We start from the raw sequence: 11,421 nt of genomic DNA on the forward strand, positions 1-11,421 counted from the left end.
TCGCTGTTGGAAGACCCGTGAGCGTCTCTTGGGCCCAAAAGAAGGAAACATCGAAGTGGCAGATATGTACGGTCATCGTCCGCGGAGCATTGCGCGCGTCTTTGAGGCGCTTCGCTGGTCTCTCCAGGGGCTGAGATCAGCTTGGCTGCATGAATCGTCGTTTCGGTTGGAAGTTGTTATGGCCGCGGTGGCATTACCTACAGCTATCTTTTTCGGCAACTCAGGGGTAGAGCGAGTGCTTCTCATGGGGAGCGTACTGTTCGTTTTGGCATTCGAGCTGCTGAACTCCGCTATCGAGGCAGTGATCGAACGGTATGGCCCAGAAATCCATGAGCTGGCTGGTCGTGCGAAGGACATGGGGTCGGCTGCGGTGTTCGTGGCTCTTTGCAATGTCGCCCTCACATGGGCCGTTATCCTTGTGGGTTGATTCCCTGGGTCCCGACCTGAACGGGGCTAGGGTGCGTTCAAGCACAGCCACCGTAGTGTTTTTATGTAATTGTATCCGTCCAAAAGAGGTTGCTAACCTTTCCCAATGCGTCGCTCTCTGCCTGCTATTCGTATATACCTGATGCTGCTGCTTTTGGCGGCGTTCGTGGTCGTGCCTGTGGCCGAGGCATTGGCGTGCGCGCAAGAAGCGACGGTCAGCGTGGGCGATGTGCACGCCTTGCAAAGTGATTCAGACTCCGAGTCGAGCAAGAGCAAGGATTCGTCCAGTGCCGATGCCTGTGGCCATGGGCATTGCCACCATTCAACGGCAAGCCTCCCAGCTGCCGGTCACGACGATCTGTTCGCCGATGGCCGGATTTCGCTGCACAGTACCGAGCACGGGGACGTCTACGCCCTCCGACTCGACGGACCCATGCGCCCCCCCCGTATCTGATCTGGCTCTGCCCCGCATTTGCGGGTAGTTCGCTCAGATAATTTACGGGAGTTTTTATGTCGATTTTGACGGGTCGGTCGCTTTCAGCGACCGGGTTGGCTGTCGCTGTTCTGCTGGCGTTGGTGCCAACCGGGCATGTAGCTGCTCAAACTGCACCATCTTACGAATCGTTGCTTTCTCGCTTGAACCAGATGCCTGCGACGGTCCAAGGCGTCGCGCTGGCTGAGGCAGCCGAGGCGCGGGTACAACAGGCTCGGGCACTGCCCAATCCGACGGTCTCCATCGAAGCGGAGAACGCCTACGGCACTGGTCCCTACAAAGGTTTCTCAAACGCTGACAGCATTGTCACCCTCTCCCAGCCGCTGGAGATTTGGGGTCAACGAGGGGCCCGAGTGCGCGCCGCGCGTGCGGAGGCTGGGGCTGCAGGCTTGCGGGGTGATCTGATGCGCAGTGACGCAGCGGGTCGCCTGGCTGCGACATACGCCGAAGCAGAGGCTGCGCTGCGCCGATATGAGTTGGCCAGCGAGGCATTGGCCTTGATTGAACAGGACGCCAAGGCGGTAGCTGCGATGGTCAGCGAGGGACGTGAGCCCAACCTGCGCGGTGTGCAGGCACGGAGCGAGGTCGCCAATGCAAAGGCCAGCCTAGATGAGGCCGAGGCCTACCGGGATGCGGCGCTTGCTCGCCTAGCCGGGGTGTCCTTAGTGGACAGCCCGCTGACCGACATCGGCGAAAGCCTGCTTGACCGAGTGCCCTCTCACCCAATTGACAATGAGGCCGCCCCGCTTGCCGTTCGTATCGCCCAAGCCGAAGCGGACGCCTCCGGCCGCCTTATCGATGTTGAGCGCAAGCGTGCGTTGCCACAACTGAGTGCATCCGTGGCTCAGACGCGCTTCCGCCAAGCGGGCGACCAAGCTTACAACGTGGGCATCAGCCTTTCGATCCCCCTATTCGATCGTAACCGCGGTGCGATCCAGGCGGCCTATGCGGAACAACGTGCTGCCGAAGCGGTTCTGGAGGCTCAGAGGCGTGACAGTGAGGCGGCCCGTTTGGGAGCGGTAGCGAGTCTCAAGGCATCCAACAGCCGCGCACGAGCAGCGGATGAAAGCGTACAGGCCGCAGATGAAGCCTATCGGCTGGCCCGCATCGGATTTGAGGCAGGTCGTATATCGCAATTGGAGCTGCGCAGCACGCGATCAACCCTGATCGCTGCGCGTGGCAGTGCTGTGGATGCCCGTCTTAGCCGGGTGGCAGCAGAAATCGACCTCGCCCGCCTTGAAGGGCGCGCACCGTTTGTGGAGGCAAAATGAACAAGTACGGAAACAAGACGCTCATCGGAGCGACGCTGCTGGCTACCTTGATGATGACCGGCGCGCTGACCTCATGCAGTGGCGGGGCGCAGGAGGATGCCAAATCCACCGGTACGGAGGCAGAAAAGCCGGCTGGAAAGGATGATGGTCACGACGATCACGCAGCTGACGCAAAGCCGGGCTCCGCCGAGGCGCACAGTGAAGGTGATGGTGATGGCGAACATGGCGAAGAGGAGTCCGAGGAAGGTGTAGTCAAGCTGACGCCTGACCAGATCAAGGCATCTGGCATCGGCGTGGTGGCTGTCGGCCGCGGCGGTGGCGCATCGACCCGCCTTGCAGGTCGCGTCGAGCCGGCCATCGGGGGGCGTGCTGCCATCGCCTCAACGGTCACCGGCCGCGTTGAGCGCGTGCTTGTTGCGCCGGGTACAGCCGTCAAGAGCAACCAGCCCCTGGTGATCATTGTCAGTGGAGAAGCTGCGACCTTCAAAGCCGCCGCCACTGCCGCTGCGGCGGAGGCCGAAGCCATTCGCCTGGCCTACGGCCGCGACAAGTCTCTTGTCGAGCAGGGCGTAGTGGCTCGCCAGGAGCTGGAGGCCTCGCGCGCGCGCTCTTTGGCCGCTGATGCCGCCGCTAGTGCTGCACGTGCACAGGTAGCGGCCAGTGGATCTCCGGACAGTTCCGGCCGGGTGACAATCTCCAGTCCTGTCGCTGGCGTGGTTGGCAACGTCCAAGTGACGCCCGGTGGTGTCGTCTCAGCTGGAACGCTTGTTGCGGAGGTTTCCAATCCGGACATGAATGAACTCGTATTCACTGCACCGCCAGCACTGGCCACTCTCGCGGTGCCCGGAATGAAGCTGGAAGTGACTGGCCCGGGCGGAAGCTTCGAAGCTGAGGTGATTGCCGCCGCTGCGAATGTGATGCAGCAGGGAGGCACCGCGACCATTCGCGCCAAACCAATTTCGGAGAAGTTGCCACCGGCCGGCTCCCCCGTTTCGGCCGTCATCATCGCCGATAGTGCCGCTGAAGGTATGAGTGTGCCGGCGGATGCGGTCCAAAGCGTTGATGGCAGAAGTGTTGTCTTCGTTGCCGTCCAGGGTGGTTTCCAGGCTACGCCGGTACTCGCTGGTCGTCGTGCAGGTAATCGAATCGAAATCCTTAACGGCCTGACAGGTAGTGAGCGCCTCGTAGGCGCCAATGCCTTCCTGCTCAAAGCCGAACTGGCCAAGGGCGAAGCCGAGCACGGCCACTAAGGGAACTCATACACCATGTTCAAGATCATCATTGAAGCAGCGGTCAAGTTCCGTTGGCTCGTGGTGTTTCTGGCTGCTTCGATTGCCTGCTTTGGCTTGTTCCAACTGAGCAAGCTGCCAGTCGATGCTGTACCAGATATCACCAACCGCCAGGTTCAGATCAATACCATCGCACCTGCCCTTACTCCGGAGCAGATTGAACGCCAGGTCACCTATCCTCTGGAGACGGCCTTGGCCGGCATCCCAGGTCTGAACACCACTCGCTCCCTATCACGCAATGGCTTCTCTCAGGTCACCGCGATCTTCACTGATCAGACCGACATCTATTTCGCCCGCCAGCAGGTGGCAGAGCGGATGCGGGAGGCTGCCGGAGATCTGCCCGAGGGCGTGTCCCCCATGCTCTCCCCGGTTACAACCGGGCTGGGCGAGGTTCTCATGTGGACGGTGGACTTCAAGCCATTCGACCCCAAGAAGCTGGCCAAGCCCGGCCAGGCTGGCTGGCAAGAGGGTGAGGTCTACCTGACACCAGAGGGCGATCGTCTTGGAACCGCCCAGGAGCGCGCAACGTACCTGCGTACTGTCCAGGACTGGATCATCGCACCACAGATGCGCTCCAGCCCCGGCCTGGCCGGTGTTGATACGGTGGGTGGGTACGTCAAGGAATACGGCATCTACCCCGACAGCGCTCGACTGGCGGCATACAACTTGGGTCTGGCCGATCTGGTCCAAGCACTGGAACGCTCCAACGTCCAGGCTGGCGCGGGTTTCGTCCAGCGTGCGGGCGAAGGCCTGGTCGTTAGGGCAGACGGCCTTGCCCTGACGACCGACGACTTGGCTCAGTCGCCGGTGGCCACCAAGGACGGTGTGGTCATCCGGGTGGCCGATGTTGCCGAGGTCGGTATGGGGCGCGCCCCACGGCTTGGTGCAGCTAGCCGAAATGGTCATGAGGCGGTACTGGGCACGGCACTGATGATCGCCGGCGGCAACAGCCGCACCGTCGCTCAAGCTGCAGCTGAGCGCCTGGCACAGGTCAATGAATCTCTGCCCGCCGATATCTTCGCAGAGCCAGTGCTGGACCGTAGTGTGCTGGTTAACTCCACTGTCAAGACTGTCGCCAAGAACCTGACCGAAGGTGCCCTGCTGGTCGTAGTTGTGCTGTTCCTGCTCCTGGGCAACCTGCGTGCGGCAGCCATCACCGCATTGGTCATTCCGCTGTCGTTCCTGTTCGCTGTTATCGGCATGAACAAGTTCGGCATCAGCGGCAACCTCATGAGTTTGGGTGCGCTGGACTTCGGCATCCTTGTGGATGGCGCGGTAATTGTGATCGAGTCCACCCTGCTGATGCTTGGCAAGCGGCGTGCGGAACTCGGCCGACCCCTCAATGCCATGGAGCGACTGCGTGTGGCCGCCGACTCGGCGAGGAAAATGGCGCGCCCTGCAGCCTTCGGCCAGGTGATCATCCTGTTGGTGTTCGCACCGATCCTTACGCTGGAAGGTGTGGAGGGCAAGACGTTCCAACCGATGGCCGCCACCTTCATGCTCGCCCTCGTTGGCGCGTTTATCTTCTCGTTCACCTTTGTACCGGCGATGGCTGCCCTGTTGGTCAGGGAGCCCAAGCTCCACGCGAACAAGGAGGGGCACGAGAGCGACCAAGACGAAGAACATGAGACTGCCATCATCCGCGTCCTGCGCGGCCGTATTGAACCGGCGATCCAAGCGGCGATTCGTAGGCCCAAGGCAGTGTTCGCTGGCGCCATTTTGATGCTCGCGATGGGCGTGGTCGGCTTTACGATGCTGGGTCGAGAGTTCATGCCAACGCTTGATGAGGGAAATCTCGCTATGCAAGCGTTGCGTGTGCCATCGACGTCGCTTGAGCAATCGTTGGCTATGCAATTGGCGCTGGAGAAGGCCATTGCTGCTGAACCAGAGGTTGTGACGGTCTTCTCGCGGACCGGTACTGCAGAAGCAGCTATCGACCCCATGCCGACCAACATCTCCGACAGTGTGATCGTACTTAAACCGAGAAAGGAGTGGCCAGACTCTTCCCTGAGCAAGGAGGATCTGATTGCAAGGTTTGAGAAGATCGCCGCCTCGCAGATAGGCAACAGCTTTGAATTCAGCCAGCCCATCGAGCTGCGCTTCAATGAGCTGATCTCAGGCGTGCGTACGGACCTGGCCGTCATGATCTACGGCGACAACTTCGAGCAACTGCAAGCTGTTGCCGATCAGGTCGCGCTGAAGCTGAGGAATGTCCAGGGCTCAGCGGATGTCCGTGTTGAACAGATTTCCGGCCTGCCCACGCTCAATGTGGCAATCGATCATCTTGCAGCTGCGCAGTATGGCCTCACGGCAGCGGACGTGAGCGACGCGCTTTCAACCGGTATTGGCGGCGCTGCGGCAGGCAAGATCTTCGAGGGCGACCGCCGGTTCGATGTTGTTGTGCGCCTCGGCGACGATGCACGCAATGACCCCGATCAGCTCGCGTCACTGCCGATTGCAACTCCAACTGGGGGCATCGTGCCGCTCTCCTCTGTCGCACGCATTGAGATCAGCGAGGGGCCGAACCAGATCAGTCGAAACAATGGAAGCCGTCGTGTGGTGGTGCAGGCAAATGTTCGCGGTCGTGACTTGGGCGGGTTTGTTGGAGAGGCCCAGGCGGCGGTGAAGGACGTACAGCTTCCGCCGGGCGCCCACATGACGTGGGGAGGTCAGTTCGAGAACTTGCAGCGGGCTGAAAAGCGACTCATGACAGTTGTTCCGATTGTCTTCCTATTGATCGGCAGCCTGCTGTTCATGGCATTGGGCAGCGCAAAGGAGGCGGGCCTGGTGTTCACCTGCGTCCCACTGGCCCTGGTTGGCGGAATTCTCGCGTTGCTGGTGCGTGGTATGCCGTTCTCGGTATCTGCCGCCGTCGGATTCATCGCGGTATCGGGTGTTGCGACCCTGAATGGATTGGTGCTCATGCAAGCCATCAGAGAGAGGCTTGATGCAGGTGACAGTCCATTGATCGCTGCAATGAACGGTGCCGGCAGCCGAATTCGCGCGGTGGTGACCACCGCGCTGGTGGCGATCGTTGGCTTCATTCCAATGGCTATTGCGAGTGGATCTGGTGCTGAGGTGCAGAAGCCTCTCGCCACGGTGGTCATTGGCGGCCTGTTGACCGCAACAGTGCTAACACTTCTTGTGCTGCCGACATTTGCGGGACGCTTGGCCAAGGCAGGCCCGAAAGGGCAACCGGAAACTGTCCACTGAATGATGGAGTGTTTGGGCCCGGCAGAGCATCTGCCTGCCGGACTTCCCGTTCCATTTTTATGACGTTGGAGGGAACAAATGAACCTGACCACAGAACTCGAACTGCCAGTAATACTCCCAGGTGTCTCTCGGGACGACAGCTGCGTCCAGAGGCTGGTCGCTGGTCTTCAGGACATGGAGGGAGTATCGCGCGTGCACATTCGCGAGGGTAGCGACGAAGCTCTCGGAACGCTCTGCATTCATTACGACCCCGAGATCGTCTCGCTTCAGCGAGTGCGAGAGGTGGCGGCATCCGTGGGCATTGAGTTGGGTGATCGGTATGGCCACCTTTTCTTGGAGCTTGGTTCGGCCGTTCACGCACGAAAGGCAAGGACAATTGCGGCGCAAGTGCAGGCCGTACCAGGCGTCATTGAAGCCACCACCAGCCCAGCTGGTGGCATAAGCATCGAGTACGAGAGAGCCAAGACAGGCGAGGCGGAGCTGAGAGCGAAGCTTGAGGCGCTGGGTGTAGCGCAAGAGCCACCGAGTCCGAGGGGAGATTTGAAGGATCAGCACGAAGGACACGATCACAAGGACCGACAGGACCCCGGTCATTCCCACGGGGGCACGCTAGGTGGCAATAGTGAGCTGATCTTCTCACTTGCTTGCGGCCTGCTCCTGATCGTGGGATTTGCGATTGAAAAGCTTGGGTTGACCCAAACGCCCTGGATCCCCACAGCGTTTTACGTAGCAGCCTACGTCTTTGGCGGCTGGTTCACGCTTGGCGAGGCGATCGGGAACATCAAGCTGAAGCGCTTTGAGATCGATACGCTGATGCTGGTTGCAGCGGCAGGCGCAGCCGCGCTCGGCGCATGGGCCGAAGGCGCCTTGCTTCTGTTCCTCTTCAGTCTCGGTCACGCCCTTGAACACTACGCGATGGGCCGGGCTAAACGTGCGATAGAAGCTCTCGCCAAGCTTGCCCCAGAAACTGCCAGGGTGCTGAGGAATGGGCAGGTCGTGGAAGTCCAGGTTGAATCGTTGATACCTGGAGATGTGGTGGTCGTACGTCCCAATGACCGGATGCCGGCGGACGGATTCGTTATCAAAGGGGCTAGCAGCGTTGACCAAGCCCCTGTCACCGGGGAAAGCATCCCGGTTGATAAGCTGGCAGTCAATGACGCTGCTCTAGCACGGGATCGACCTGATTCGGTGGTAATGGAGTCACGTGTTTTCGCCGGCACTATCAATGGCTCCGGCGCCCTGGAGGTTGAAGTCACGCGTCGATCAGGCGAATCGGCACTGGCCCGCGTCGTCAAGATGGTGAGCGAAGCCGAAACCAGGAAATCGCCAACGCAGCGCTTCACAGACAAGTTTGAGAGGGTATTCGTTCCCGCTGTTCTGATCTTGGCCGTGCTGTTACTTTTCTCATGGATCGTGATCGATGAGCCATTCCGCGACAGCTTCTATCGAGCGATGGCGGTACTTGTAGCGGCAAGCCCTTGCGCACTGGCAATCGCGACTCCAAGCGCGGTTCTAGCGGGAATTGCGCGAGCTGCGCGAGGTGGCGTACTCATCAAGGGTGGCGCACCACTGGAGGAGCTGGGCATGGTCCGTGCCATCGCGTTCGACAAGACTGGAACGCTCACTGAAGGCAAGCCGCGAATTACCGACATCAAAGTGATGCAGGGAACGACAGAGCAGGAACTGCTTCACGTTGCCGTCGCCGTCGAGGCTTTAAGTGACCACCCTTTGGCCGCAGCTATCGTTCGAGATGGTAATACTCGCCTGGGCGATGGACCGGTCATGGTAGCGACAGACCTCGCTAACTTCGCTGGAAGAGGCGTTCAGGCGAAGGTGAACGGCATTGACGTGTGGATAGGAAAGGCAGAAATGTTCGGTAACGACGGCATTGGCGCTCTATCCGCGGGTGCGGAGTCTGCCATTGAGGAGCTCCGTAACGCCGGCAGAACCACGATGGCCGTTCGCCTAGGTGATCGCGACCTAGGTGTCATCGGCCTTATGGATACGCCCCGGCCAGAGGCGCGTGAAGCCCTGGACAAGCTAAGGCGCTTGGGCATCCAACGAATGATCATGATCTCTGGCGACCACCAGACTGTAGCTCAAGCCGTGGCAACGGACGTGGGTCTAAACGAGGCATGGGGAAATCTCATGCCTGACGACAAGGTGAAGGCAATACGTCAGTTGAAGGAGACGGAGCGAGTGGCAATGGTCGGCGACGGTGTGAATGACGCACCCGCAATGGCTAGTGCCAGCGTCGGAATTGCAATGGGTGCCGCCTCTTCGGACGTAGCGCTGGAGACTGCCGACGTCGCGCTTATGTCTGAGGATTTGAGACAGGTTGCATTCTCTGTAGCGCTTAGTCGACGCACGAAACGGGTGATCCGTCAGAACGTGTATGTGAGCCTGGGCGTCGTAGCGTTGTTGGTTCCTGCGACCATCCTAGGTCTTGGCATTGGACCGGCTGTGGCAGTGCATGAAGGTTCAACCTTGTTGGTTGTATTCAATGCGCTGAGGCTCCTTGGCTTCCGTCAGTCGTGACATGCGAATTCTAGTGATTGAGCGCGATCGAGAAGTCGCTTTGAAGATTCTGGCCTACTTCGAGGCCCGAGGGCATCAGCTTGATACCATCGGGGACGGCATCGCCGGCCTTCACTTTGCGGCGTCCAATGGTTACGACGCAGTCATTCTTGATTGGATGCTTCCTCGCATGGAAGGCCCGGAGGTTCTGAGAAGGCTGCGGTTGAATCACGGTGTTTCAGTTCCTGTTGTGATGTTGGCTGCAAAGGTTGCGCTCTCGGACAAAATCATCGCTTTCCGCTCCGGTGCAGATGACTATGTGACCAAGCCTTTTGAGCTCCCGGAGCTCGAAGTTCGCCTAGAGGCGTTGGTTTCCCGTACGGAGGGACGCGTAACAAGGAGGCGGCTGCTGATCGGAGAGCTCACGTTGGACCTGAGTACGTTGGAGGCCACACGGGCTGGAAAACGACTGCATCTGTACCCAGCTTGCAGGAAGCTCCTTGAAGCGCTGATGCGGGCAAGTCCTGCCGCTGTGACCAGGCGGCAGCTTGAGCACACTCTCTGGGGTGACGACCTGCCCGACGGGGATCTTCTGCGATCACAGATGTCCAGCCTGCGGCGAAGCATTGATGGTCCGTTTGAGGAAAAGATGATCCAGACGCTGCCGCGGGTTGGGTATCGACTGATACCGCCATCAAGGCCTATGCCCCCCCCCGGGGAAGGGAGGCCCTATGACGGTGAGGCGTAGACATGGCTGCAGAGCCGTCAGTGCAGACCTTGAGCGCCTGACTATTTGGCCACGTATTCTGATCAGAGTATGACCATGTGGAAGCCAGCCGCACTCCCAATTGGCGCGTTCTTGGCCGCAGCGATTTGGGGCGCAGCGGCCATGGTGCCCTTCGCGCCGGCATCAGAAGAGATGATGTTTTGGATACCGGTGTCGATTGCGCTAACGAGTGCGGCTGCTGCATTGGTAGTTGCGATGATGCAAGACATCATTCTGGTCGCGGTAAAGAGATGGCCACTGTTCGTGAAATTCTATCCAACCCTCTGCTTGGAGCCACTCCCCTTTGCATTCCTTCCAATCGTGCTGTCACTCGCCGGAATTGCGGAGTTCGGTCCAGCGATGCTGAGTGCAGCTCTATTGCTGATCGGCTTCTCGTTTGCGGAGACTCTCTTCGCCGCCGCCCTCCACAGAGCCCGGGCGACGCCGACCGCGGTTGTGATCTCGATGCAGTGCGCTGCTCTGGTGTTTGCAGTTTACATGTACAAGAAAGGCATCCAAGCGAACGTCAGTGACATCAGTTGGCCGTGGTTCGCATCGTCTGTCACTGCCATGAGTCTATTCTCCTTCCTAGTCGGAAGGTATTGGGCCAACCTGCTTCGTGATGCTGAGGTGGGGTTCTCTCCCTTACTGAAGTGGGTTCTGGTCACCTTCATAGCTGAAGGATCTACTAGTGAATGGAGCCGGTGGAGATTGAAGCAACCTATTAAGCAACGCAGACCACCGGGGCTTCGGTCCAAGCCTCGCAGGAAATAGGATCCGATCAACCAATCCAAATCATGGAGGCTAATTCTTGACAACTGCGAGCGCGACAAATATGACGCAAGGGCGGATGGGACCACCCGTCGTCAGTCTCGCTCTGTGAGAGGTGGCGCATCGAGATCACGTTTGTGGAGGTCTTCTACCGGCCGGAAGCAATACCCCGAGGTAGGTCCGTGGTGGCGACTTCTGGTTTCAATGCGCCCGAAGCCCACCGGAGCCTCAAAGATGCGCGCTCAGGGTTGCAGCGGTCGCTGGCGACAGTCGTCATCGGCCGGAGCCTGTCCCCCGCCTACCAACCTTGCTGGCAAGGCCGGTGTTTTTTGATTGCAAGATTCAGACCTATCCCGCCTGACAATCACATTCCCTGGAGTCACCGCCAACATGAATGAAGCCGAGCTGGAACAAGTGCGTACGGCGATGTTTACCGACCCCGGCGTGAAAGCGGTGGATGACCTGCGCCTAGTCCCCGCCAAAGAGCGCGGTCGTGCGATCGCGGCCACCATCACCGTCGCTGCGCCCTCGGTCGACCTGGACCTGGTGCATGCGGTGATCGCCCGCGTGCTGGCCGATCAATTTGACATCGATCAGGTCATGCTGTGCTTCAACGACCCGGGTCCGGTGCCACCACAGCCCACAGCGGCGCCCTTGAAGAAAATGTGATCGCCC

The 11,421-nt window shown here is 59.7% G+C and carries 9 protein-coding genes; all 9 read left to right on the forward strand.

The genetic code is table 11. The annotated features are described in order from the left end of the window. The first annotated feature begins 55 nt into the window (after nucleotides 1–55). The 9 genes from AC1VXC_RS05155 (at nucleotide 56) to AC1VXC_RS05195 (ending at nucleotide 11,415) form a co-directional block, all read left to right on the forward strand. Entirely contained in the window at nucleotides 56–427 is a 372-nt protein-coding gene (locus tag AC1VXC_RS05155; protein ID WP_027080084.1) for a diacylglycerol kinase, read from the forward strand. 141 nt (nucleotides 428–568) lie between these two features. Then, nucleotides 569–880, forward strand: a complete 312-nt coding sequence (locus tag AC1VXC_RS05160) for a hypothetical protein (protein WP_126941536.1) — start codon at nucleotides 569–571, stop codon at nucleotides 878–880. Between the two features lie 56 nt (nucleotides 881–936). Continuing rightward, nucleotides 937–2,190, forward strand: a complete 1,254-nt coding sequence (locus AC1VXC_RS05165; RefSeq protein WP_062167469.1) for a TolC family protein — start codon at nucleotides 937–939, stop codon at nucleotides 2,188–2,190. Next, entirely contained in the window at nucleotides 2,187–3,440 is a 1,254-nt protein-coding gene (locus AC1VXC_RS05170) for an efflux RND transporter periplasmic adaptor subunit (RefSeq protein WP_062171269.1), read from the forward strand. The genes AC1VXC_RS05165 and AC1VXC_RS05170 overlap by 4 nt, the downstream gene beginning before the upstream one ends. Before the next feature lie 15 nt (nucleotides 3,441–3,455). Next, nucleotides 3,456–6,692: an efflux RND transporter permease subunit gene (locus tag AC1VXC_RS05175; RefSeq protein WP_027080081.1), complete on the forward strand. Its 3,237-nt coding sequence runs from the start codon at nucleotides 3,456–3,458 to the stop codon at nucleotides 6,690–6,692. Between the two features lie 78 nt (nucleotides 6,693–6,770). Further along, the gene (locus tag AC1VXC_RS05180; RefSeq protein WP_027080080.1) at nucleotides 6,771–9,230 is read left to right on the forward strand and encodes a heavy metal translocating P-type ATPase; all 2,460 of its coding nucleotides are present in this window, start codon (nucleotides 6,771–6,773) and stop codon (nucleotides 9,228–9,230) included. A gap of 1 nt (nucleotide 9,231) precedes the next feature. Beyond that, a complete protein-coding gene (locus AC1VXC_RS05185) occupies nucleotides 9,232–9,957 on the forward strand; it encodes a response regulator transcription factor (protein ID WP_051176182.1) in 726 nt (241 codons plus the stop codon). Between the two features lie 69 nt (nucleotides 9,958–10,026). Then, the gene (locus tag AC1VXC_RS05190; protein ID WP_017354992.1) at nucleotides 10,027–10,749 is read left to right on the forward strand and encodes a hypothetical protein; all 723 of its coding nucleotides are present in this window, start codon (nucleotides 10,027–10,029) and stop codon (nucleotides 10,747–10,749) included. Nucleotides 10,750–11,136: 387 nt separating this feature from the next. Continuing rightward, nucleotides 11,137–11,415: a hypothetical protein gene (locus AC1VXC_RS05195; RefSeq protein WP_027080079.1), complete on the forward strand. Its 279-nt coding sequence runs from the start codon at nucleotides 11,137–11,139 to the stop codon at nucleotides 11,413–11,415. The last annotated feature ends 6 nt before the right edge of the window (nucleotides 11,416–11,421 follow it).

Source organism: Stenotrophomonas sp. STEN033, assembly GCF_056856655.1.

What these genes read in the sequence shown, in the direction of transcription:
- AC1VXC_RS05160 (WP_126941536.1), top strand. Translation starts at nt 569, where the DNA reads ATGCTGCTGCTTTTGGCGGCGTTCGTGGTCGTGCCTGTGGCCGAGGCA.
- AC1VXC_RS05165 (WP_062167469.1), top strand. Translation starts at nt 937, where the DNA reads ATGTCGATTTTGACGGGTCGGTCGCTTTCAGCGACCGGGTTGGCTGTC.
- AC1VXC_RS05170 (WP_062171269.1), top strand. Translation starts at nt 2,187, where the DNA reads ATGAACAAGTACGGAAACAAGACGCTCATCGGAGCGACGCTGCTGGCT.
- AC1VXC_RS05175 (WP_027080081.1), top strand. Translation starts at nt 3,456, where the DNA reads ATGTTCAAGATCATCATTGAAGCAGCGGTCAAGTTCCGTTGGCTCGTG.
- AC1VXC_RS05180 (WP_027080080.1), top strand. Translation starts at nt 6,771, where the DNA reads ATGAACCTGACCACAGAACTCGAACTGCCAGTAATACTCCCAGGTGTC.
- AC1VXC_RS05185 (WP_051176182.1), top strand. Translation starts at nt 9,232, where the DNA reads ATGCGAATTCTAGTGATTGAGCGCGATCGAGAAGTCGCTTTGAAGATT.
- AC1VXC_RS05190 (WP_017354992.1), top strand. Translation starts at nt 10,027, where the DNA reads ATGACCATGTGGAAGCCAGCCGCACTCCCAATTGGCGCGTTCTTGGCC.
- AC1VXC_RS05195 (WP_027080079.1), top strand. Translation starts at nt 11,137, where the DNA reads ATGAATGAAGCCGAGCTGGAACAAGTGCGTACGGCGATGTTTACCGAC.